Origin of the sequence: Bradyrhizobium sp. (genome assembly GCF_030697065.1) — a bacterium.
Classification (GTDB): domain Bacteria; phylum Pseudomonadota; class Alphaproteobacteria; order Rhizobiales; family Xanthobacteraceae; genus Bradyrhizobium.
The window spans coordinates 1-20,914 of the sequence record NZ_JAUYQU010000295.1; the positions used below are offsets into that span (position 1 = coordinate 1).

The window sequence follows — 20,914 nt, forward strand, 5'->3', positions numbered from 1 at the left end:
CCTTGACGTTGACGATCACGGTGTCGCCGGGTCCGAACTCCGGAATGACCTTGCTGGCGGACAGCCGGTCGATCTGCTCTTTTTCGAGCTGGGGAGTGAGGTTCGTCTTGAAAATCTCCATCGGCGTCGCGCCCCAGCCGCCAAGGCGCGGGCTGCGCGTGTGTTCGTTTATCCTGCCATTGCGCGGATTTGGCGCTCGTATACGGCAAAGGCCGGGCCTTGTCACCCGTCCGTCGTGTGTTTTGGGCGTTTTTGGCCAATCCCTGTCGGGGCTTGCGTCGAGGCCTGTCTGGCGGCCCAGAGATCGGGCCGCCGCGACCTGGTCAGCGCCTCGGCTTCGGCCCGCCGCCAGGCCGCCACCCTGGCATGGTCGCCGGAAGTGAGGATTTCCGGGATCGGCCGGCCCTCGAACTCCTGCGGGCGGGTATATTGCGGGTATTCCAGTAGCGAATCGGAAAAACTCTCGTCCTCGCCGGAGGCGAGCTTGCCCATCACGCCGGGCAGCAGCCTCACACAGGCGTCGATCAGCGCCAGCGCCGCGATTTCGCCGCCCGAGAGCACGTAATCGCCGATCGAGACTTCCTCGAGCCGGCGGGCCTCGATCACCCGCTGGTCGATACCCTCGAACCGGCCGCAGACAACGAGGGGACCCGGCCCGGCGGCAAGTTCCACCACCCGCGATTGGGTCAATGGCCGACCCCGCGGGCTCATCAGCAGACGGGGCCGTTCCGGGCCGATATCAGCGGCGTCGATCGCATCGGCCAGCACGTCGGCGCGCAGCACCATGCCCGGGCCGCCGCCGGCGGGGGTGTCGTCGACGCTGCGATGGCGGTCGGTGGCCGAGGCCCGGATGTCCCGCGCCTCCAGCGCCCACAACCCTGATCCCAGCGCCTTGCCCGCCAGGCTGACGCCGAGTGGACCCGGGAACATGTCCGGAAAAAGCGTGAGGACGGTGGCGCGCCAAAGTCTGTGAGTGACGATCATGTCAATCCCGATAAACTCTTCGTCGTCCCGGCCAAGCGAAGCGCGAGCCGGGACCCATAACCACAATTGTCAATCCTGGGCCAGGCTGCCGCACCATCCGATTTACGACAAACTTCGGGGGCTATGGGTCCCCGCTTTCGCGGGGACGACGTTCCGAGAGGTCGGCGTCGGGTTCGTCGCCCGCAATCTCGTTCGGCCGTTCGATCACCACGCGTCCGTTGGCGAGATCGACCGTGGGCACGATGGCATTGGTGAACGGCAGCAGCATCGTCGCGCCCTGCGGCGGGGCGATCTCGATGATGTCGCCGGCGCCGAAATTGTGGATCGCGGCCACACGGCCGAGCGGCTCGCCTGTTGGCGTCACCGCGGCGAGTCCGATCAGGTCGGCGTGGTAATACTCATTCTCGTCGGTATCGGGCAGCTTGTCGCGCGGGATGTAGAGTTCGATGCCGTTGAGACGTTCGGCATCCTCGCGGGTGGCGATGCCTTTCAGCGTCGCCACCAGATGACCCTTGACCTCGCGGGCGGTCTCGACCTCGAACGAGCGGGCGCCGTCCTTGGTCAGCAGCGGACCGTAGCTCTGCACCGCAAGCGGGTCTTCCGTAAACGTCCACAGCTTTACCGCGCCGCGCACGCCGTGCGGGGCACCGATCCGGGCGATGCAGATCTGGGCCGGCATCGCCACGCGTGGTCGCGCCTACTTCTTGGCCGCGGCGGCGGCTGCAGCGGCGGCAGCCTTGGCGGCGGAGGCGGCGGCGGCGGAGGCGGTCGCGGCGGCTTCGGCGTTGGCCTTGCGTTCCTTGCGCGGCAGCGCCTTTTCCGGGTTGTTGCGCGCGGCGCGCTTGACCACGCCGGCGGCATCGAGGAAGCGCGACACACGGTCCGACGGTTGCGCGCCCTTCGCGAGCCAGCCCTTGACCTTGTCCATCTCGAGCTTCAGCCGGGCTTCATTGTCCTTCGGCAGCAGCGGATTGAAATGGCCGAGACGCTCGATGAAACGGCCATCGCGCGGGAAGCGCGAGTCGGCGACGACGACGTGATAGACCGGACGCTTCTTGGTGCCTGCGCGGGCGAGGCGGATAACGACTGACATTGAGTTCTCCTGGTGATTGTTGAATCGAAACGGTGATCGGTTACTGGTTCGTCATTCCGGGGCGCGCGAAGCGCGAACCCGGAATCTCGAGATTCCGGGTCTGGTCCTGCGGACCATCCCGGAATGACGAGGTGAGGTTCGAATTTCTCATTTCTTCTTCCCCAGTCCGGGAAAGCCGCCGAGGCCCGGCAAAGTCGGCTTGCCGCTGAGGCCGGTAAGCCCCGGCAAATTGGGCAGGCCGGAGCGCAAACCCACAGGCAGATCCTTGGGCAGCGCGGGCATGCCGCCGGGGCCGGCGCCGCCCGGCATTTTTTCCGCCAGCGCCTTCATCTGCTCGGGCGACGGCATGCCGCCGCCGCCGAAACCCATCGCCTGCGCGATGCCGGCCATCGGGCCGCGCTTGCCCTGGCCCATGGCTTTCATCATGTCGGCCATGTTGCGGTGCATCTTGAGGAGCTTGTTGACTTCCTCGACCTTGAGGCCGGCGCCGGCCGCGATGCGCTTCTTGCGGCTGGCTTTCAGGATGTCGGGATTCTTGCGCTCCTGCCGGGTCATCGAGTCGATCACCGCGACCTGGCGCTTGAGAATCTTGTCGTCGATACCGGAATTGGCGATCTGGTTCTTCATTTTCGCAATGCCGGGCATCATGCCCATCAGCCCGGCGATGCCGCCCATATTCGCCATTTGCAGCAATTGCTCGCGCATGTCGGAGAGGTCGAACTGGCCCTTGCGCATCCGCTCGGCGGTGCGTGCGGCTTTCTCCGCGTCGATATTGGCGGCGGCCTTCTCGACCAGCGACACCACGTCGCCCATGCCGAGAATGCGGCCGGCGATCCGGTTCGGGTGAAAATCCTCCAGCGCGTCGGTTTTTTCGCCGGTGCCGATCAGCTTGATCGGCTTGCCGGTGACCGCGCGCATCGACAGCGCGGCGCCGCCGCGGCCGTCGCCATCGACCCGCGTCAGCACGATGCCGGTAAGGCCGACGCGCTCGTCGAACGAGCGCGCGAGGTTGACCGCATCCTGGCCCGTCAGCGAGTCCGCGACCAGCAGCACTTCATGCGGGTTGGCGGCCGTTTTGATTTCGGCCGCCTCCGACATCATCTCTTCGTCGAGCGTGGTGCGGCCGGCGGTGTCGAGCAGCACCACGTCGTAGCCGCCGAGCTTGGCGGCTTCCAGCGCACGCTTGGCGATTTGCGCCGGCTTCTGGCCGGCGACGATCGGCAGGGTCTGGATCTCGAGATCGCGGCCGAGCACCGCGAGTTGTTCCATCGCCGCCGGGCGGTAGATGTCGAGCGACGCCATCAGCACCTTGCGCTTGTCGCGCTGGGTCAGGCGTCGCGCCAGTTTGGCGGTGGTGGTGGTTTTGCCGGAGCCCTGCAGGCCGACCATCATGATGGCGACCGGCGGCACGGCGTTGAGGTCGATGGTCTGGCCCTCGGAGCCGAGCGTGGCGACGAGTTCGTCATGGACGATCTTCACCACCATCTGGCCGGGCGTCACCGACTTGACCACGGTGGCGCCGATCGCCTGCTCGCGGACGCGATCGATGAAGCCGCGGACCACGTCGAGCGAGACGTCGGCCTCGAGCAGCGCGCGGCGCACCTCGCGCATCGCGGCATCGACGTCGGCCTCCGACAGCGCCCCGCGCCCCGTCAGCCGATCGAGAATACCACCCAGTTTTTCCGACAGATTGTCGAACAATTCCGTAGTCCTTCGTCATGCCTGTGCAGGCGCTGCGTCACACACCGTCGTCATACCCCGCGAAGGCGGGGTATCCAGTACGCCGCAGCCTCTCGATTCAAACGAGCTGCTCTGGGATACTGGATCACCCGCCTTCGCGGGTGATGACGACCTATGGTGTCTCGGCAAGTTGCTAAGGCACCGAACCAAACATTTTTGCGCCCGAGGGCGCATCGCGCTGTCGGGCGTTGACCTCCGGCCTCCAGGGCCGGGCGGCGGGTCGAAAAGAACGTCTCTTCGAGAATTGCCGCGGTTAAACCCCCGCACGCGCTGAAAGTCAAGAAAAGCCGGGCCGAGATGGCGCTTTCGTGAACCCCGGCGCCGGCCTACCCCCTTGCCGATACACGCATTTTGGGGCCAATCGGGCCCATGAAGTTTACCCGCCGCCGCGTTCTCACCGCTATGGCCGGCGCCGCCGCCGCGATCGGCGCGCCGTCGATCTGGATTCAAACCATGAAAGTCTACGAAGGGCCCGTCTCCGACCATTTCGACGGAACGCAATTTTTCGATCCCGACGGGGTGCCGCCGAAATCGCTCGCCGAGCTGCTGCGCTGGCAGTTAGGCGGCGACCGGCAGCGCGCGAAATGGCCGGAATGGGCGCCGAGCCCGCATGCCGACACCCCGCCGCCGCGCGTCGACGGCGGCAAGGTCCGCCTGTCGTTCGTCGGCCATGCCAGCTGGCTGGTCCAGACCTCAGGGCTTAACATCCTGATCGACCCGGTGTGGTCGATGCGGGTCTCGCCGGTGAGTTTTGCGGGGCCGAAGCGCCACAACGATCCCGGCATCGCGTTCGACGCGCTGCCTCCGATCGATGTCGTGCTGGTGTCGCACGGCCACTACGATCATCTCGATCTCGCCACGCTGTCGAGACTGTCGGCGAAATTCGCCCCCCGCGTGGTCACGCCGCTCGGCAATGATCTCACCATGCGCAGCGCCGACGCCGCGATCAAGGCGGAGGCTTTCGACTGGCACGACCGTGTCGAACTCGGCGGCGGCATCGCGGTGACGCTGGTGCCGACCCGGCACTGGACGGCGCGCGGCGTGCTCGACCGCAACAAGGCGCTGTGGGCGAGCTTCGTGCTGGAGACGCCGGCGGGCAAGGTCTACGTCGTCTGCGATTCCGGCTATGGCGAGGGCAAACATTTTCGCCGTGTCGCCGAAAAACATGGCCCGCTGCGGCTGGCGATCCTCCCGATCGGCGCCTATGAGCCGCGCTGGTTCATGAAGGACCAGCACATGAACCCGGCCGACGCCGTCAAGGCACTGGCCGATTGCGGCGCGCAGCAGGCGCTGGCGCACCACCACGGCACATTCCAACTCACCGACGAGGCGATCGACGCGCCGGTCACGGCGCTGGGCGAGGCGCTGGATGAAGCCAGGATTCCGCGCGAGCGGTTTGTCGTGCTGAAGCCGGGGCAGGTGGTGGAAGTCTAAATCGCTGCGCTCGCAATGACGGCGTTGGGCCGACGACGAGCTATTCCTTCGGCTTGATCGCCCAGGTCACGTTGACAGTCACCGAAAGCGTCTCTTCGCCCTGCGCCACCTGGGGGGCCGCGGCCATGCCGGCGGACATCTTGCCTCGATAGGGCATCGGGCCGGGCGAGCCATCTTCCGAAATGCTGAGCGGCGCGCCGAGCGTCACACCCGCGGCCCTGGCGTAGATCTCGGCCTTGCGGCGGGCATCGGCCACCGCCTTGTCGCGGGCCTCGTCGAGCAGCTTCGAGGCCTGCGACACCATGAAATGGATGCCGCCGATCTCGTTGGCGCCGGCGCCCACCAGCGTATCGATCACATTCGCGACCTTGCCGACATCGCGCACCCGGATGGTCACGCGATTGCTGGCGCGGTAGCCGACGATGGCGGAAGGGCCGGTGCGGTTGGGTGCGCTTTGCGGCGACAGCGACAGCCGCGAGGTTTGCACGTCCTTCTGGTCGATGCCGGCGGTCTTCAGCGCCAGCAGCACCTTGCTCATTGCATTGTTGTTGGCGTCGGACGCCTCGCGGGCGGTTTTCGCCTCCGAGGTGACGCCGCCGTCGACCAGCGCCAGATCGGGCGCTGCCGACACGCTGGCCTCGCCGGTGACGGAAATCGCCGGCGGCGGAGCGGACTGCCCCAGCGCGGGGGCCGCGAACAGCGTGACCGCGGCGATGGCGGCGGCCAGAGAACGGCGATTCTTCATGGGTTTCACTTGGGACTCACTTGGGATTCACTTGAAATTCGCTTGGGTGTCACTTCAGCGGCACATAGACGTTGATGACCAGCTTGTCTTCGGCGGTCTTGAGGGGATCGGTGATGTATTCCTCGATGAAGGTGTCCTTGGCCTCCAGCTTCTTCTCGTCGAGGTGGTTGGTGATGGCCTCGTAGGTGTTGTCCATGTTGTCGTAGGAACCGCGGTGGACGAATTTCAGCGCCTTGCCATCGGGTGATTTGCCGATGCTCATGTCCTTGGGCAGGTTTTTCGGATCCTGATCGACCGGCATCTGGGCGAGGAAAGTGAAGCCGGCATCGTCGGTCGAGGTATAGACGATCATCGCATTGCCCGATGGCTTGATGCCCTGCTTGTCGAGCAGTGCGGTCAGCGCCTTGAACGAATCCATCAGGGTCTCGAACGCGGAATCCCAGTTGGCGGTGCCTCTCATGATCACGACCTTTTTAGGCTCCAGCGTGAACTGTTCGCCGAACGGATCGGCGGTCTGAACCGGCGCCTGTGTCGGCGGAACGGCCGGGGCGCCGGCCGCCGCCGGCGGCGTTGCGGGAGGGGCCGAAGGGCTGGCTACCGGAGCCGGGGTCTCGGTCGGCGCGGGGCTTGGCGTGGCTGAAGGGGCAGGCGCCGGGGTCGCCGGACTGCCTGCCGCTGGTGGCGTCGGGCTTGCCGCGGGTGCCGGTGATTGCGCCGGTGCTGCGCTACCCCAGGCCAACGCCGCGACCGGGATCAGCGCGACGCGAAAACAGTTCAAGAAATTCATGCGAATGGTCCCCATGGGCCGTGCAGAAAGGCGTTTCACGGGCCTCGCCCGGATCGGGCCGGCAAAACGCAACGCCGGAATGCTAGCATGCAAGGCTCGATTTCGTCATGACAGATACGTCATGCGCTCCTTCGCCGGGCGCGGGCGCCGAATCTGCCACACTGGCCAATCCGCCCCGGTTCGCCATATAAGACAGCCATAAGTGACGGAAATTCGATGAGCGCGCTCGCCAACCACGCATTCGCCAAGATGAACGGCATCGGCAACGAGATCGTCGTGGTCGATCTGCGCGATGCGCCGGCCGCCGTCACGCCGGAGGATGCGCGTGCGGTCGCCTCGCCCGCCGGCGTGCACTACGACCAGCTGATGGTGCTGCAGCCGCCGCGGCTGGCCGGGACCGAGGCCTTCATCCGGATCTACAACAGCGACGGCTCCGAATCCGCCGCCTGCGGCAACGGCATGCGCTGCGTGGTGCGCCGGCTGTTCGAAAAGACCGGCCAGACCGCCGTCACCTTCGAGACCCGGGCCGGCCTGCTGAATTGCTGGCAGGGGCCGTCGGCGGATCTCTACACCGTCGACATGGGCGCCCCCAAATTCGGCTGGAAGGATATCCCGCTGGCGGAGGAGTTTCGCGATACCCGGTACATCGAATTGCAGGTCGGGCCGATCGATGCGCCGATCCTTCATTCGCCGTCGGTGGTCTCGATGGGCAATCCGCACGCCATCTTCTGGGTCGATGACGTCAACGCCTACGATCTCGCCCGTTTCGGGCCGCTGCTGGAAAACCACCCTGTTTTCCCCGAGCGCGCCAATATCACGCTGGCGCATATCGTCGATCGCAATCACATCACGATACGCACCTGGGAGCGCGGCGCGGGGCTCACAAAGGCCTGCGGCTCCGCGGCCTGCGCCACCGCGGTGGCCGCGGCGCGGCTGAAGCGCACCAACCGCAACGTGCAGATCGCGCTGCCCGGCGGCGAGCTCGCGATCGAATGGCGCGAGGGCGACGACCACGTGCTGATGACGGGCACGGCGACGTTCGAGTATGAAAGCCGATTCGATCCCGCTTTGTTTGCCAACGTCGCCTGACCATGGGCGTCGACATCGTCACCTTCGGCTGCCGTCTCAATGCGTTCGAATCCGAGGTGATCCTGCGCGAGGCCGGGCGGGCCGGGCTCGCCGATACCATCGTCATCAACAGCTGCGCGGTCACCAACGAGGCCGTCGCCCAGGCGCGGCAATCGATCCGGCGGCTGAAGCGGGAGCGGCCGGAAGCGCGCATCGTCGTGACCGGCTGCGCGGCGCAGACCCAGGCGGCGATGTTCGCCGACATGGCCGAGGTCGATCGCGTCGTCGGCAATCACGACAAGATGCAGGGGCAGGCCTGGCGTGATGCGCGCGCCGCGTTCGACGCGGCGCCGGCATTCGGCATCGACGCCAGCGAGAAGATCGCGGTCGCCGATATCATGGCGGTCAGGGAAATGGCGCCGCATCTGCTGGAAGGCTTCGCGAGCGGCCTGCCGCGGGTGTTCGTGCAGGTGCAGAACGGCTGCGACCACCGCTGCACCTTCTGCATCATCCCCTACGGCCGCGGCAATTCGCGCTCGGTGCCGATGGGAGCGGTGGTCGACCAGGTCCGCGCGCTGGCCGAACGCGGCCATGCCGAGATCGTGCTGACCGGCGTCGACCTCACCAGCTATGGCGCCGACCTGCCGGGTGCGCCGAAGCTTGGGGCGCTGACGAAGCAAATCCTGCGGCACGTGCCGGAGCTGAAGCGGTTGCGGATATCGTCGATCGACCAGGTCGAGGTCGACCGCGATCTGCTCGACGTGATCGCGGACGATGAGCGACTGATGCCGCATCTGCATCTGTCGCTGCAATCCGGCGACGATTTGATCCTGAAGCGGATGAAGCGGCGGCATTCCCGCGCCGATGCGATCGATTTCTGCGCGCAGGTGCGTCGGCTGCGGCCGGACATCGCGCTCGGCGCCGACATCATCGCGGGATTTCCGACCGAGTCCGAGGCGATGTTCGAGCGTTCGCGGGATCTGGTCGAGGAATGCGGCCTCACCTTCCTGCACGTCTTTCCCTATTCGCCGCGGCCGGGCACGCCGGCGGCGCGGATGCCGCAGGTGAACGGCAACGCCATCAGGCAGCGCGCGAAACGGCTGCGCGCGGCCGGCGAGGCCGCGCTGCAGAAGCGGCTGGCATCGGAAGCGGGCTCGGTGCGCCAGGTGCTGATCGAGAGTCCGACGCAGGGCCGCACCGAGCATTTTGTCCCGGTGGCAATTGCGGGCGATGTGCCCGGCGCGGTGCGGGCGCTGAAGATCACCGGACATGACGGCACGCGATTGACGGTGTGACTATCCCCGTCTCCCCTTGTGGGAGAAGGTGGCGCGAAGCGCCGGATGAGGGGTCTCTATCCGCGGAGACAGACCCCTCACCCTTCGCCTCACTTCGTGAGGCGCCACCCTCTCCCACAAGGGGAGAGGGGAAGAAAGTCACTCCCCGCTCCACCCGCACAAGCTCAGCCGCGCATGCAGATGCGCCGGCGCCGGCGCCACCACGCGCACCGGCTCCTTGTTCCTTGAAATCGGGATCACGATCTCGCGCGAATGCAGATGCAGGGTCGGCTCGCCGAAACGTGGCCCGCTGCCATAGATGTTGTCGCCGAAGATCGGCCAGCCCGATGCGGCGGAATGAACCCGCAATTGATGGGTGCGGCCGGTGACCGGTTCGAGCGCGAGCCAGCTCAGGCCGCCGCCGCGCCCCAGCACTTTCCAGTTGGTCACCGCTTGCTGGCCCTCGGGGTCGGGCTTCTGCCACCAGCCGCGTTCGGCATTGAGGCGGCCGAGCGGCATGTCGATGGTGCCTTCATCCTGGGCAGGGCCGCCCTCGACCACCGCCCAATAGGTCTTCGAAATCTTGCCATGCTTGAACAGCAGGCCGAGCGAGGCGGTGGCCTTACGGTGGCGTCCCAGCACGAGACAGCCCGATGTGTCGCGGTCGAGCCGGTGGGCCAGCACCGGCGGCCGCGGCAGCCCGAATCGCAATGCGTCGAACGAGGTTTCCAGGTTGGCGCCGCCCTTGGGGCCGCGATGCACCGGGAGCCCCGCCGGCTTGTCGATCACCAGCATCAGCCCGTCGCGATGGAGCACGCGGGACTGGATTTCCTCGGCGGTCAATTCGGGAACCGGGATCGTGCGGTCGAGACTTTCGCTCATGGCGCGAAACCGCTAACACACCGCCAGCATGAACGACACTCCGGAAACGACAAAACTGAGCTGGTGGCGGCGGCTGTCCAGCGGCCTCAAGCGCACCTCGAGTTCGCTTGGAACCGCGGTCGCCGATCTCGTCACCAAACGCAAGCTTGACCGCGCCATGCTCGAGGATATCGAGGACGTGCTGCTGCGCGCCGATCTCGGCACCGAGGTGGCGGCGCGGATTTCGGCCGCGGTCGGCCACGGCCGTTACGACAAGGCGATTTCGGCGGACGATGTGAAGGCCGTGGTCGCGACCGAAGTGGAAAAAGTTCTCGCGGCGGTGGCCAAGCCGCTGGTGATCGACGCGGCGCAGAAGCCGTTCGTCATTCTGGTGGTCGGCGTCAACGGTTCCGGCAAGACCACCACGATCGGCAAGCTCGCCGCCAAGCTTTCGGCCGAAGGCCGCAAGGTGATGCTGGCCGCGGGAGATACCTTTCGCGCCGCCGCGATCGAGCAGTTGAAAATCTGGGGCGAGCGCACCAAATCCCCTGTCATCGCGGCAGCGCAGGGTTCGGATTCCGCGAGCCTCGCCTTCAACGCCCTGACCGCGGCGCGCGAGCAACAGCGCGACGTGCTGCTGATCGATACCGCCGGCCGGCTGCAGAACAAGGCCGAGCTGATGAACGAGCTCGAAAAGGTGGTTCGCGTCATCAGGAAGGTCGATGCTACGGCGCCGCATGCGGTGCTGCTGGTGCTGGATGCCACGGTGGGACAAAATGCGCTGTCGCAGGTCGAGGCATTTCATCGTACCGCAGGCGTCACGGGTCTCGTCATGACCAAGCTCGACGGCACCGCGCGGGGCGGCATCCTGGTGGCGCTGGCCGAGAAGCACAAACTGCCGGTGCATTTCATCGGTGTCGGGGAAGGTATCGACGACCTCGCGCCGTTCACCGCACGCGATTTCGCCCAGGCGATCGCGGGGATTGAGTCCTGAGGTTTCTCTTGTCATGCCCCGCGAAGGCGGGTGATGCCAGCAACGTAACGTAGGGTATGTCATGGACAAAACCGCACCGCATCCGCTGTTCAAGCTCGCGACCGAGCTCGGGCCGCTGCTGGTCTTCTTCTTCGCCAACGGCAGGTACAACCTGTTCATCGCCACCGGCGCTTTCATGGCGGCGGTGACCGTCGCGATGGTCGCGTCCTATATCGTGACGCGGCACGTGCCGATGATGGCGATCGTGACCGCAATCGTCGTCATCGTGTTCGGCGCGCTGACGCTGTTGCTGCAGGACGAGACCTTCATCAAGATGAAGCCGACGATCGTCTATACGCTGTTCGCGGCCATCCTCGGCGGCGGCCTGCTGTTCGGCCGCTCTTTCATCGCCATCATGTTCGACCAGATGTTCAACCTCACGCCGCAGGGCTGGCGGGTGCTGACGCTGCGCTGGGCATTCTGGTTTTTCGCCATGGCGGTGCTGAACGAGATCATCTGGCGCACCCAGAGCACCGATTTCTGGGTCGCCTTCAAGGTGTTCGGCATGGTGCCGCTGACGATGCTGTTTGCCGTGACGCAGATGCCGCTGATCAAGCGCTATCGGCTGGAGCCCGTCTCGCTGGAAGCGAGCGAAGCCGATGCGGGCGATGTGACCAAGGGGTGAGGACGTCTCAGCCGTCATTGCGAGGAGCGAAGCGACGAAGCAATCCACCTTTCCGGCAACGATGGATTGCTTCGCTTCGCTCGCAATGACGAATTAATCAGCTCTTCTGCTTGGCGATGATCTTGTCCTTGATGCCGTCATAGGTCTTCTGCGGGACGAGGTTCTTGTTCACCAGATCGTCCTTGCCCTTGTAGGGGCGGCCCGCGATGATCTTGGCCGAATAGGCCTTGCCGATTCCCGGCAGTTCGGCGAGCTGGTCGGCGGTGGCCGAGTTGATGTCGAGCAGTTCGACCTTGGGAGCCGGCGCCATCTTCGATTCGGTGGCCGGCGCCTTCGGCGCGGGAGCCATTTTGCTGTCGGATTTGGCGGCGGGCTGGGTGGCTTGGGCCAACACTGGCGTAGCCGTCAGCAGACCAAGGGTGAGCGCAGTTGCAGCAAGTGAAGCAAGCGTGAAATGACGCATTTGGGTGTCCCTCCAAGGACGGTTTAAGTAACGCCGTCAAGCTAGCTTCGAATTCGTGGCGGCGCCATGGCCGCGAAATGAACGGCAGATAAAAGCGAAAATTTATTCGCGGCCTTGTCATTCCGGGGCATCGCGCAGCGATGAACCCGGAATCTCGAGATTCCGGGTTCGCGTCTTCGACGCGCCCCGGAATGACGACGTCGTCGTCACTTCAACGCCTTGTCGATCTCGACCTTGAGCACGGTCTCGAAATTCGCCTTCGTCACCGGACCGACCAGCTTGTAGAGGATGGTGCCCTCGCGCCCGACCACGAAGGTCTCCGGCACGCCGTAGACGCCCCATTCGATCGAGCCGCGGCCGTTGCCGTCGACGCCGACGTAGCTGAACGGATTGCCGTAGCGGCCGAGGAAGCGCCGGGCATTGTCGGGTGCGTCCTTGTAGTTGATGCCGACGAGCTGAAGCCGCGTGTCCTTGCCGAGCTCGGTCAACAGCGGCGCCTCATCGTGGCAGGGCACGCACCAGGACGCCCAGACGTTGACGACGCTGACCTTGCCCTTGAACACGCCGGGATCGAGCCCGGGCACCTGGACGCCGTCCTGCACCAGGCCCTGCAGCGGTGGCAGCGTGGTTTGCGGCGCTGGCCGGCCGATCAGGGCGGAGGGGATTTTCGAGGGATCGCCGCCATGGAGCCGGAGCAGGAACAGGCCGGCCACCGCCATGAAACCAAGCAGCGGCAGCGTCACCAGCCAGCGCCGGCGGCGCGGCGCCGCGTCCGGGATCGAGGGCTGGCCCATCAGATGTCCGCCACGCCGCGGCCCGAGCGCCGGGTAACGCCGCCGGCTTCGAGTTCGCGCAGGCGCGCCTTCTGGCGGCGGTAATCGACCGCGATCCAGCCGATCAGGACCAGCACCACGGCCGTTGCCAGCGCGTAGGACGTCACGACGAAGACGGCGTGGGGACCGAGCGCCATCGCGGTCACGCCGAACGCCGGCTGGCTTGCATCATCTGCAAGCTGCGCACCCGGCGGCGCAGGATTTCGTTGCGCATCGCCGCCAGATGCAGCGTGACGAACAGCAGCGAAAACGCCACCGCCATCACCAGCAGCGGAATCAGGAAGCTGCGGTCGAGCGAAGGTCCGCCCATCCGCAGCACCGATGCCGGCTGATGCAGCGTATTCCACCAGTCCACCGAGAATTTGATGATCGGCAGATTGAGGGCGCCGACCAGGGTCAGGACCGCGGCGGCGCGTGCCGCGCGCGACGGATCCTCCACCGCGCGCCACAGCGCGATCAGGCCGAGATACATCAGAAACAGGATCAGCACCGAGGTCAGCCGCGCATCCCATTCCCAATAGGTGCCCCACATCGGCCGGCCCCACAGCGAGCCCGTGACCAGCGCCAGGAAGGTGAAGGCCGCCCCGATAGGTGCGGCGGCTTTGGCGGCGACATCCGCCAGCGGATGCCGCCATACCAGCGTGCCCAGGGCGGCCAGGCTCATCACGCCCCAGACGAACATCGCGAGCCAGGCGTTCGGCACGTGGATGAACATGATCTTGACGGTGGCGCCCTGCTGGTAGTCGTCGGGCGCCATCGCGGCCTGGTAGAGGCCCACCAGCAGCAGGATGGCGGTTGCGGCCGCCAGCCACGGCAGAATCCGCGCGGTCAGCTGGAGGAACCGGGTCGGGTTGGCGAGGTCGATCAGCGTCATGGCATCCCTGATAGTCGCAGCACTCGCGACAGGCAATCCGACTTCGTTTGTTTCATTTTGCCTCAGCGAGAGTTGATCGGTATCAATCCAGTCCGTGCCGCAGGCTCGCCGCGGCCGCGAACGGTCCGATCACGAGGCTGACCAGCGACAGCGCGCACAGGATCGAAAACGGCGTTCCGAACGCCAGCGGCCCCGTGATCGCGGCCTGCGAGGCGGCGACCCCGAAAATCAGCACCGGGATCGACAGCGGCAGCACCAGCACGGCCAGCAACAATCCGCCGCGATGCAGCGTCACCGCCAGCGCGGCGCCGATCATGCCGGTGAAGGTCAGCGCCGGCGTGCCCGCCAGCAGGGTCAGCGCCACCGCCGCCGTTGCGGTCGCATCGAGGTTCAGGAGCAGGCCGAGCACGGGGGTGGCGAGGATCAGCGGAACCCCCGCCGCCAGCCAGTGCGCCAGCGCCTTCGCGGCGCAGGTCAGTTCCAGCGGCGTGCGGCTCATCACGATCAGGTCGAGCGAGCCATCCTCATGGTCGGCCATGAACAGCCGGTCGAGCGTGAGCAGGCTGGCCAGCAGCGCGCCGAGCCAGAGAATCGCCGGACCCAGCCGCGTCAGCAGCGCGAGGTCCGGGCCGAGCGCGAACGGCATCAGCACCACCACTGTAAGAAAGAACAGGACGCCGATCAGCGCGCCGCCGCCGACCCGCAGCGCGATTTTGATGTCCCGTCGGATCAGGGCGGCCAGCGCGGTCATGCGGCGCCCCCGATCCGCAGTTCGCGCGCGGCAATTCCCAGCGGCGCATGGGTCGCCGCGACGATCAGCCCGCCGCGCGCCAGATGATCGTCCATCAGGGCGGCGAACATCGCCTGTCCCGAAGTGTCGAGCGCGTTGGTGGGCTCGTCCAGCAGCCAGATCGGCCGCCGTGCGGCGAGCAGCCGGGCGATCGAGAGCCGCCGCCGCTGTCCGGCCGACAGAAACGCCGCCGGCAGCGGGGCGGCATGGTCGAGCCCGACCGCCGCCAGGCATTCCGCCAGGTCGAAGGCCTCGCCGCCAAGAAATTCCCGCCAGAAGGCGAGGTTTTCCGTCACGCTGAGGGCCGGTTTCAACGCGTCGCGGTGGCCGAGAAAGTGGGCCTGTTCGGGCAGGGTCAGTTCCCCCGTGCCGCCCTCAAGACCGATCGAACCGCCCTGCGGCATCAGCAGGCCCGCGATCAGGCGCAGCAGCGAGGTCTTGCCGGAGCCGTTGCGGCCGGTGACGGCCAGCGCCTCGCCCGCGGACACCGCGAAATCGAGGCCCGAGAACACTTCCCGGCCGCCCCGCACACAACTGACGCCGCTTCCCGAGAGCCGCATATTGGCCTTTCACAGCCCTTTGGAAACCATGGGTACCGCATCGGAATTTGTGGGTACCGCAATGCTGCGGCACGCTTGCCGGTGTGGCGGTGCTCCTAGAAAGATTCTATAAGCCGGAACTTGATGCAGCACACAATCGGCCGCGGCAAGCCACCTCGCCAAGCTCTCCGACGGTGCCGAGATACCTCGCCGGGTATAACTGACAATTGGGATTGCCACACATGACCTCGCTCGACAGCTTCAAATGCCAAAAGACCCTCAAGGTTGGTGGCAAGTCCTACGTCTATTACAGCCTGCCCGCCGCCGAGAAGAACGGTCTGACGGGAATTTCAAAGCTGCCCTATTCCATGAAGGTGCTGCTGGAAAACCTGCTGCGCCACGAAGACGACCGCTCGGTCAAGAAGGCTGACATCATCGCGGTCTCGAAGTGGCTGAAGAAGCGCAAGCTCGAGCATGAGATCTCGTTTCGCCCGGCGCGGGTGCTGATGCAGGATTTCACCGGCGTGCCGGCGGTGGTCGATCTCGCGGCGATGCGCAACGCCATGCAGGCGCTCGGCGGCGACGCCGAGAAGATCAACCCGCTGGTGCCGGTCGATCTCGTCATCGACCACAGCGTGATCGTGAATTTCTTCGGCGACAACAAGGCGTTCGGCAAGAACGTGGTCGAGGAATACAAGCAGAACCAGGAACGCTACGAATTCCTGAAATGGGGCCAGAAGGCGTTTTCGAACTTCTCGGTGGTGCCGCCCGGCACCGGCATCTGCCATCAGGTCAATCTGGAATATCTCGCCCAGACGGTCTGGACCCGCAAGGAGAAGATGACGGTCGGCAGGAAGACCGGCACTTTCGAGGTGGCCTATCCCGACACCCTGGTCGGCACCGATTCGCACACCACCATGGTCAACGGCCTCGCGGTGCTGGGCTGGGGCGTTGGCGGCATCGAGGCGGAAGCCGCGATGCTCGGCCAGCCGCAGTCGATGCTGCTGCCGGAAGTGATCGGCTTCAAGCTCAAGGGAGCGTTGAAGGAAGGCGTCACCGCCACCGACCTGGTGCTCACCGTGACCCAGATGCTGCGCAAGCAGGGCGTGGTCGGAAAGTTCGTCGAGTTCTTCGGGCCCGGTCTCGATCACCTCTCGGTCGCCGACAAGGCGACCATCGGCAACATGGCGCCGGAATCTGGCGCGACCTGCGGCTTCTTCCCGGTCGATGCCGCGACCATCGATTACCTGAAAACCTCCGGCCGCAAGGCGGACCGCGTCGCGCTGGTCACCGCCTACTCCAAGGCGCAGGGCATGTTCCGCACCGCCAAATCGCCGGATCCGGTGTTTACCGAAACCCTGACGCTCGATCTCGCCGACGTGGTGCCGTCGATGGCCGGACCGAAGCGCCCGGAGGGCCGCGTCGCGCTGCCCGCCGTCGCCACCGGCTTCGCCGCGGCGATGACCAGCGAATACAAGAAGGCCGTCGACGCCTCGAAGCGTTACGCGGTGGAGAACCGCAATTTCGATCTCGGCCACGGCGATGTGGTGATCGCGGCGATCACCTCATGCACCAACACCTCCAATCCGAGCGTGCTGATCGGCGCCGGCCTGCTGGCGCGCAACGCCGCCGCCAGGGGCCTCACCGCGAAGCCGTGGGTGAAAACCTCGCTGGCGCCGGGCAGCCAGGTGGTCGCGGAATATCTTTCCAATTCCGGACTGCAACTCGCGCTCGACAAGGTCGGCTTCAACCTGGTCGGCTTCGGATGCACCACCTGCATCGGCAATTCGGGTCCGCTGCCGGAAGAGATTTCCAAGTCGATCAACGACAACGGCATCATCGCCGCCGCCGTGCTGTCGGGTAACCGCAATTTCGAGGGGCGCGTCAGCCCGGACGTGCAGGCCAACTACCTCGCCTCGCCCCCGCTGGTGGTCGCCTATGCGCTGGCGGGAACCGTGACGAAGGATCTGTCGGTCGAGCCGATCGGCACCGGCAAGGACGGCAAGCCGGTGTACCTGCGGGATATCTGGCCGACCTCCAAGGAGATCAACGCCTTGATGAAGAAGTACGTCACCGCGGCGATCTTCAAGAAGCGCTACGCCGACGTGTTCAAGGGCGACACCAACTGGCGCAAGATCAAGACCGTCGAGAGCGAGACCTATCGCTGGAACATGAGCTCGACCTACGTGCAGAACCCGCCCTATTTCGAGGGCATGAAGAAGGAGCCGGAGCCGATCATCGACGTCATCGACGCGCGGATCCTGGCGATGTTCGGCGACAAGATCACCACCGACCACATTTCTCCGGCCGGCGCGATCAAGCTGACCTCGCCCGCCGGCAAATATCTGTCCGACCACCAGGTGCGTCCGGCCGACTTCAACCAATACGGCACGCGGCGCGGCAACCACGAGGTCATGATGCGCGGCACCTTCGCCAACATCCGCATCAAGAACTTCATGCTGAAGGGCGCCGACGGCAACATCCCGGAGGGCGGTCTCACGAAACACTGGCCCGACGGCGAGCAGATGTCGATCTATGACGCCGCGATGAAGTACCAGGCCGAGCAGGTGCCGCTGGTGGTTTTCGCCGGCGCCGAATATGGCAACGGCTCGTCGCGCGACTGGGCCGCGAAGGGAACGCGGTTGCTCGGCGTCCGTGCCGTGATCTGCGAGAGCTTCGAGCGCATCCACCGCTCCAACCTGGTCGGCATGGGCGTGCTGCCTCTGACTTTCGAGGACGGCGCGTCATGGACCTCGATCGGCATGAAGGGTGACGAGACGGTAACGATCCGCGGGCTGCAGGGCGATCTGAAGCCGCGGCAGAAGCTGACCGCGGAAATCGTCTCCGGCGATGGTTCGCTGCAGCGCGTTTCGCTGCTGTGCCGCATCGACACCCTCGACGAGCTCGAATATTACCGCAACGGCGGCATCCTGCATTACGTTCTGCGCAAGCTGGCCGCGTGATCGTGATCGCTGCCTCACCGCTAAGTGAGTGGCGAGTGACGGGAAGGCGGCCTATGAAAGGCCGCTTTCGCGCGTTTGAGCCGCAAATCTCAACGGCCTCGATGCGGATGCCCGGCGGTTCTCTGGTATGACACTGTTGATGGCCCATAACTCTATCTCGCGATGGTCGGGAGCGCTCGGCGTCTGCGCCATTGTCGCGATGATCCGCCCGGCCCATGCCGACCCGCGCGCGGTGGTTGAGCTGTTCACGTCGCAGGGATGCTCGTCATGCCCGCCGGCCGATAAGATCATCGGCGAACTGGCCAAAGATCCAAACGTGATCGCGCTGAGCATGCCGATCGACTACTGGGATTATCTCGGCTGGAAGGACACGCTGGCGGATTCGCGCTTCAGCGCGCGCCAGAAGGCCTATTCGAAGGCGCGCGGCGACCGCAACGTCTACACGCCGCAGGTCATCGTCAATGGATCGGTGCAGGTGATCGGCAGCGATCGCGCCAGGATCGAGGGCGCGATCGGCGATACCGCGAAGACCGACGGCGTGATGTCGGTGCCGGTGTCGATCGCGCGGGACGGCAAGCAGGTGACCGTTTCGGTCGCAGCCTCGACCAAGGGCCCCGCCGCCTCGCTCGGCGAAGTCTGGATCTGTTCGGTCACCAGGGAAGTTCCGATTTCGATCGGGAAGGGCGAGAACCGCGGGCAGAAGGTCACCTACCACAATGTGGTGCGCAACCTGCTCAAGATCGGCGACTGGAATGGCGCGGCCGGCAGCTGGACCGTTCCGCTGGAAAACATCTCGCGCGAAGGCATCGATGCCGCGGTGGTGTTCGTCCAGGGCGGCAGCCGCGACAAGCCCGGCGCGATGCTGGGGGCGGCCTACACGTCGCTGCACTGAAATTTTTCTTTCAGTCATCCAGGGCGCGCACGGCGAACCCGGAATCTCCTTCAAGCCAACCGCTTTCCGGGCTCGCGCTTCGCGCGCCACGGAATCACACTCCCCAAAAGAAAAAGGACCAACTTTCGTTGGCCCAGTATGGGGATAAACTATCCTGCGAACAGGCCCGATCCCGACTGCCCCGGGGGGCTGGGGGCTGAGGAATCCGGAGCTGAAAGGACCGGGCCAACGCAGGATTTGTTTGTCGCAACTCGAAACGGCGGGCGCTTGGCGGAAGTGGGGCGGTATTATGATTGCGCTAACGTTCGCGTGACGTCGATTCTTCCGGCGCGCGGAGCCGGCGGGCGCCAATTCGAGCCCGAGGCCTCTTGCAGCCGCGCCCGGTTGGCGCAATCATGTCGTTGAAATGACAGTCTGAGATGACTGTCTTGAGATGACAGGAGGCGTCCCATGAGTTCAACGTCGGAGGAAGCCGATCCAAGCGAAGCCCGCGCGGCGGCGCGCAATGCCGCCGCTGGTCCGGCGCCGGGCCTCGTGACGTTCAATCGTATCGAACTCAATCGTATCCTGAATCTGTACGGGCGCATGGTCGCCGACGGCGAATGGCGCGACTACGCCATCGACTTTCTGAAGGATCGTGCGGTGTTCTCGGTATTCCGCCGCGCCTCCGAGGTTCCGATCTACCGCATTGAGAAGGATCCGCGGCTGGCGCGCAAGCAGGGGATCTACAGCGTGATCTCGGCCAGCGGGCTGATCCTGCGCCGCGGCCATGAACTCGATCGCGTGCTGCTGGTGATCGACCGCAAGCTGGCGGTGGTCTGACGTTCGCCTGTCATTCCGGATTAGCGCACAGCGCTGGATCCGGAATCTCGAGATTGGACCCGTGCTGGCCGCGAGATTCCGGGTTCGGCTCTGGCGAGCCGCCCCGGAATGACGGTGACACAGCATTGCATGGGGTTGTTTTCGATATTTTGCCTCAGCCTGCCGGCAGCGTCGTGCCGCCATCTCCCAGCGCGCGCTGCATCATCACGGTGTCGAGCCAGCGGCCGAATTTGAAACCGACATCGGGATGGGTCCCGATCATCTGAAATCCGCATCTGGTATGCACGCCGATCGACCCGGCATTGGCGGAATCGCCGATCACCGCGATCATCTGGCGATAGCCGCGCGCCTCGCATTCGGCGATCAGCCGTTGCAGCAATTGCCGGCCGACCCCGCGGCGGTGGGTTGCCGGCTGCAGATAGACCGAATTTTCCACCGTGAAGCGATAGGCCGGCCGCGGCCGGTAGGCGCCGGCATAAGCATAGCCGATCACGTGGCCTTCGAGCACGGCGCTGAAATAGGGAAAGCCGCCCTCCATCAGCACGCCGAAGCGGCGGGTCATCTCGGCGAGGTCGGGCGGGATCAGTTCGAAGGTTGCGGTGCCGTAGCGGACCGCATGTTCGTAGATTCCGGTGATGGCGGGCAGGTCGGCCGCGGTGGTGGGCCTGATCTCGAGAGTATGCATGGCGGGGAGATTATTTTACTCCCCGCAAAAGAAAAAGCCCCGGCCGCGAGGCCGGGGCTCGAATGTCTCCGCTGGAGACTGGCGGTTACTCGCGCTGACCGAGTAACTGCAGCAGCAGCGTGAACAGGTTGATGAAGTTCAGGTAGAGCGACAATGCGCCGGTGATCGCCGCACGCTCCGCCACTTCACCGCCCTCCGAGGCGTAGCCGTAGATGTAGTCGTTCTTCAGCCGCTGGGTATCCCAGGCGGTGAGGCCCGCGAACACCAGCACGCCGACCACCGACACGATGAACTGCAGCATCGAGCTGGCGAGGAAGATGTTGACCACGCTCGCGATGATGACGCCGAACAGGCCCATGATCAGGAACGAGCCCATGCCGGTCATGTCACGCTTGGTGGTGTAGCCGTA

General features: G+C 65.5%; 23 protein-coding genes. 8 read left to right on the plus strand and 15 right to left on the minus strand.

Annotation, left to right across the window (positions count from 1 at the left end):
* Nucleotides 1–222: 222 nt before the first annotated feature.
* The 4 genes from trmD to ffh form a co-directional block, all read right to left on the minus strand.
* Nucleotides 223–984: a tRNA (guanosine(37)-N1)-methyltransferase TrmD gene (gene trmD / locus Q8R73_RS23540; protein ID WP_305721944.1), complete on the minus strand. Its 762-nt coding sequence runs from the start codon at nucleotides 982–984 to the stop codon at nucleotides 223–225.
* Between the two features lie 121 nt (nucleotides 985–1,105).
* On the minus strand, nucleotides 1,106–1,663 hold the full coding sequence (rimM, locus tag Q8R73_RS23545) for a ribosome maturation factor RimM (RefSeq protein ID WP_305721965.1): 558 nt from the start codon (nucleotides 1,661–1,663) through the stop codon (nucleotides 1,106–1,108).
* Nucleotides 1,664–1,681: 18 nt separating this feature from the next.
* A complete protein-coding gene (gene rpsP / locus Q8R73_RS23550) occupies nucleotides 1,682–2,077 on the minus strand; it encodes a 30S ribosomal protein S16 (protein WP_305721945.1) in 396 nt (131 codons plus the stop codon).
* A gap of 147 nt (nucleotides 2,078–2,224) precedes the next feature.
* Complete coding sequence (gene ffh / locus Q8R73_RS23555) at nucleotides 2,225–3,778, minus strand: signal recognition particle protein (RefSeq protein WP_305721946.1); 1,554 nt, start codon at nucleotides 3,776–3,778, stop codon at nucleotides 2,225–2,227.
* Nucleotides 3,779–4,186: 408 nt separating this feature from the next.
* Between ffh and Q8R73_RS23560 the strand changes: the two genes are divergently transcribed.
* Nucleotides 4,187–5,251 carry an MBL fold metallo-hydrolase gene (locus Q8R73_RS23560; protein WP_305721947.1) on the plus strand — a complete coding sequence of 355 codons (1,065 nt, stop codon included), beginning with the start codon at nucleotides 4,187–4,189 and terminating at the stop codon, nucleotides 5,249–5,251.
* Nucleotides 5,252–5,291: 40 nt separating this feature from the next.
* Here Q8R73_RS23560 and Q8R73_RS23565 read toward each other — a convergent pair whose 3' ends face one another.
* Both Q8R73_RS23565 and Q8R73_RS23570 read right to left on the minus strand, forming a co-directional pair.
* Nucleotides 5,292–5,996: an SIMPL domain-containing protein gene (locus Q8R73_RS23565; protein ID WP_305721948.1), complete on the minus strand. Its 705-nt coding sequence runs from the start codon at nucleotides 5,994–5,996 to the stop codon at nucleotides 5,292–5,294.
* A 49-nt stretch (nucleotides 5,997–6,045) separates the two neighbouring features.
* A complete protein-coding gene (locus Q8R73_RS23570; protein WP_305721949.1) occupies nucleotides 6,046–6,783 on the minus strand; it encodes a GyrI-like domain-containing protein in 738 nt (245 codons plus the stop codon).
* A gap of 216 nt (nucleotides 6,784–6,999) precedes the next feature.
* On the opposite strand from Q8R73_RS23570, the gene dapF reads away from it, so the two are divergent.
* Together dapF and mtaB are read left to right on the plus strand one after the other, a co-directional pair.
* Nucleotides 7,000–7,872: a diaminopimelate epimerase gene (dapF, locus tag Q8R73_RS23575; RefSeq protein ID WP_305721950.1), complete on the plus strand. Its 873-nt coding sequence runs from the start codon at nucleotides 7,000–7,002 to the stop codon at nucleotides 7,870–7,872.
* A 2-nt stretch (nucleotides 7,873–7,874) separates the two neighbouring features.
* Nucleotides 7,875–9,146, plus strand: coding sequence for a tRNA (N(6)-L-threonylcarbamoyladenosine(37)-C(2))-methylthiotransferase MtaB (mtaB, locus tag Q8R73_RS23580; protein WP_305721951.1), 1,272 nt, complete (start codon nucleotides 7,875–7,877; stop codon nucleotides 9,144–9,146).
* A 138-nt stretch (nucleotides 9,147–9,284) separates the two neighbouring features.
* Here the strand turns inward: mtaB and Q8R73_RS23585 are convergent, their stop codons facing one another.
* Nucleotides 9,285–10,007: an RluA family pseudouridine synthase gene (locus tag Q8R73_RS23585; protein ID WP_305721952.1), complete on the minus strand. Its 723-nt coding sequence runs from the start codon at nucleotides 10,005–10,007 to the stop codon at nucleotides 9,285–9,287.
* A gap of 28 nt (nucleotides 10,008–10,035) precedes the next feature.
* Between Q8R73_RS23585 and ftsY the strand changes: the two genes are divergently transcribed.
* Entirely contained in the window at nucleotides 10,036–10,980 is a 945-nt protein-coding gene (gene ftsY / locus Q8R73_RS23590; protein WP_305721953.1) for a signal recognition particle-docking protein FtsY, read from the plus strand.
* Nucleotides 10,981–11,041: 61 nt separating this feature from the next.
* Nucleotides 11,042–11,644 carry a septation protein A gene (locus Q8R73_RS23595; RefSeq protein ID WP_305721954.1) on the plus strand — a complete coding sequence of 201 codons (603 nt, stop codon included), beginning with the start codon at nucleotides 11,042–11,044 and terminating at the stop codon, nucleotides 11,642–11,644.
* A gap of 97 nt (nucleotides 11,645–11,741) precedes the next feature.
* Here the strand turns inward: Q8R73_RS23595 and Q8R73_RS23600 are convergent, their stop codons facing one another.
* From Q8R73_RS23600 to ccmA, 6 genes are all read right to left on the minus strand, one after another.
* The gene (locus Q8R73_RS23600; RefSeq protein ID WP_305721955.1) at nucleotides 11,742–12,107 is read right to left on the minus strand and encodes a helix-hairpin-helix domain-containing protein; all 366 of its coding nucleotides are present in this window, start codon (nucleotides 12,105–12,107) and stop codon (nucleotides 11,742–11,744) included.
* A gap of 206 nt (nucleotides 12,108–12,313) precedes the next feature.
* Entirely contained in the window at nucleotides 12,314–12,901 is a 588-nt protein-coding gene (locus Q8R73_RS23605; protein WP_305721956.1) for a DsbE family thiol:disulfide interchange protein, read from the minus strand.
* Entirely contained in the window at nucleotides 12,901–13,077 is a 177-nt protein-coding gene (gene ccmD, locus Q8R73_RS23610; protein ID WP_305721966.1) for a heme exporter protein CcmD, read from the minus strand. The genes Q8R73_RS23605 and ccmD overlap by 1 nt, the downstream gene beginning before the upstream one ends.
* Nucleotides 13,078–13,082: 5 nt before the next feature.
* Nucleotides 13,083–13,814 carry a heme ABC transporter permease gene (locus Q8R73_RS23615; RefSeq protein WP_305721957.1) on the minus strand — a complete coding sequence of 244 codons (732 nt, stop codon included), beginning with the start codon at nucleotides 13,812–13,814 and terminating at the stop codon, nucleotides 13,083–13,085.
* A gap of 82 nt (nucleotides 13,815–13,896) precedes the next feature.
* The gene (ccmB, locus tag Q8R73_RS23620) at nucleotides 13,897–14,565 is read right to left on the minus strand and encodes a heme exporter protein CcmB (protein ID WP_305721958.1); all 669 of its coding nucleotides are present in this window, start codon (nucleotides 14,563–14,565) and stop codon (nucleotides 13,897–13,899) included.
* Complete coding sequence (ccmA, locus tag Q8R73_RS23625; RefSeq protein WP_305721959.1) at nucleotides 14,562–15,164, minus strand: heme ABC exporter ATP-binding protein CcmA; 603 nt, start codon at nucleotides 15,162–15,164, stop codon at nucleotides 14,562–14,564. Before ccmA ends, ccmB begins: the two co-directional genes overlap by 4 nt.
* A 221-nt stretch (nucleotides 15,165–15,385) precedes the next feature.
* Between ccmA and acnA the strand changes: the two genes are divergently transcribed.
* The 3 genes from acnA to Q8R73_RS23640 all read left to right on the plus strand — a co-directional run bounded on the left by acnA (nucleotide 15,386) and on the right by Q8R73_RS23640 (nucleotide 19,820).
* Nucleotides 15,386–18,106: an aconitate hydratase AcnA gene (acnA, locus tag Q8R73_RS23630; RefSeq protein WP_305721960.1), complete on the plus strand. Its 2,721-nt coding sequence runs from the start codon at nucleotides 15,386–15,388 to the stop codon at nucleotides 18,104–18,106.
* Between the two features lie 127 nt (nucleotides 18,107–18,233).
* Nucleotides 18,234–18,998: a thioredoxin family protein gene (locus Q8R73_RS23635; RefSeq protein WP_305721961.1), complete on the plus strand. Its 765-nt coding sequence runs from the start codon at nucleotides 18,234–18,236 to the stop codon at nucleotides 18,996–18,998.
* A 450-nt stretch (nucleotides 18,999–19,448) separates the two neighbouring features.
* Nucleotides 19,449–19,820 (plus strand): DUF2794 domain-containing protein, encoded by a 372-nt coding sequence (locus Q8R73_RS23640; protein WP_305721962.1) that lies wholly within the window; start codon nucleotides 19,449–19,451, stop codon nucleotides 19,818–19,820.
* Between the two features lie 154 nt (nucleotides 19,821–19,974).
* Here the strand turns inward: Q8R73_RS23640 and Q8R73_RS23645 are convergent, their stop codons facing one another.
* Both Q8R73_RS23645 and Q8R73_RS23650 read right to left on the minus strand, forming a co-directional pair.
* Entirely contained in the window at nucleotides 19,975–20,505 is a 531-nt protein-coding gene (locus Q8R73_RS23645) for a GNAT family N-acetyltransferase (RefSeq protein WP_305721963.1), read from the minus strand.
* An 85-nt stretch (nucleotides 20,506–20,590) separates the two neighbouring features.
* The coding region (locus Q8R73_RS23650) for a Bax inhibitor-1/YccA family protein (RefSeq protein WP_305721964.1) at nucleotides 20,591–20,914 on the minus strand (324 nt) is incomplete at its 5' end.

Excerpts from the sequence above, each read along its gene's own strand:
- trmD (WP_305721944.1), bottom strand. The coding sequence starts at position 984 with ATGATCGTCACTCACAGACTTTGGCGCGCCACCGTCCTCACGCTTTTT.
- rimM (WP_305721965.1), bottom strand. The coding sequence starts at position 1,663 with ATGCCGGCCCAGATCTGCATCGCCCGGATCGGTGCCCCGCACGGCGTG.
- rpsP (WP_305721945.1), bottom strand. The coding sequence starts at position 2,077 with ATGTCAGTCGTTATCCGCCTCGCCCGCGCAGGCACCAAGAAGCGTCCG.
- Q8R73_RS23560 (WP_305721947.1), top strand. The coding sequence starts at position 4,187 with ATGAAGTTTACCCGCCGCCGCGTTCTCACCGCTATGGCCGGCGCCGCC.
- Q8R73_RS23565 (WP_305721948.1), bottom strand. The coding sequence starts at position 5,996 with ATGAAGAATCGCCGTTCTCTGGCCGCCGCCATCGCCGCGGTCACGCTG.
- Q8R73_RS23570 (WP_305721949.1), bottom strand. The coding sequence starts at position 6,783 with ATGAATTTCTTGAACTGTTTTCGCGTCGCGCTGATCCCGGTCGCGGCG.
- dapF (WP_305721950.1), top strand. The coding sequence starts at position 7,000 with ATGAGCGCGCTCGCCAACCACGCATTCGCCAAGATGAACGGCATCGGC.
- mtaB (WP_305721951.1), top strand. The coding sequence starts at position 7,875 with ATGGGCGTCGACATCGTCACCTTCGGCTGCCGTCTCAATGCGTTCGAA.
- Q8R73_RS23585 (WP_305721952.1), bottom strand. The coding sequence starts at position 10,007 with ATGAGCGAAAGTCTCGACCGCACGATCCCGGTTCCCGAATTGACCGCC.
- ftsY (WP_305721953.1), top strand. The coding sequence starts at position 10,036 with ATGAACGACACTCCGGAAACGACAAAACTGAGCTGGTGGCGGCGGCTG.
- Q8R73_RS23595 (WP_305721954.1), top strand. The coding sequence starts at position 11,042 with ATGGACAAAACCGCACCGCATCCGCTGTTCAAGCTCGCGACCGAGCTC.
- Q8R73_RS23600 (WP_305721955.1), bottom strand. The coding sequence starts at position 12,107 with ATGCGTCATTTCACGCTTGCTTCACTTGCTGCAACTGCGCTCACCCTT.
- Q8R73_RS23605 (WP_305721956.1), bottom strand. The coding sequence starts at position 12,901 with ATGGGCCAGCCCTCGATCCCGGACGCGGCGCCGCGCCGCCGGCGCTGG.
- ccmD (WP_305721966.1), bottom strand. The coding sequence starts at position 13,077 with ATGGCGCTCGGTCCCCACGCCGTCTTCGTCGTGACGTCCTACGCGCTG.
- Q8R73_RS23615 (WP_305721957.1), bottom strand. The coding sequence starts at position 13,814 with ATGACGCTGATCGACCTCGCCAACCCGACCCGGTTCCTCCAGCTGACC.
- ccmB (WP_305721958.1), bottom strand. The coding sequence starts at position 14,565 with ATGACCGCGCTGGCCGCCCTGATCCGACGGGACATCAAAATCGCGCTG.
- ccmA (WP_305721959.1), bottom strand. The coding sequence starts at position 15,164 with ATGCGGCTCTCGGGAAGCGGCGTCAGTTGTGTGCGGGGCGGCCGGGAA.
- acnA (WP_305721960.1), top strand. The coding sequence starts at position 15,386 with ATGACCTCGCTCGACAGCTTCAAATGCCAAAAGACCCTCAAGGTTGGT.
- Q8R73_RS23635 (WP_305721961.1), top strand. The coding sequence starts at position 18,234 with ATGACACTGTTGATGGCCCATAACTCTATCTCGCGATGGTCGGGAGCG.
- Q8R73_RS23640 (WP_305721962.1), top strand. The coding sequence starts at position 19,449 with ATGAGTTCAACGTCGGAGGAAGCCGATCCAAGCGAAGCCCGCGCGGCG.
- Q8R73_RS23645 (WP_305721963.1), bottom strand. The coding sequence starts at position 20,505 with ATGCATACTCTCGAGATCAGGCCCACCACCGCGGCCGACCTGCCCGCC.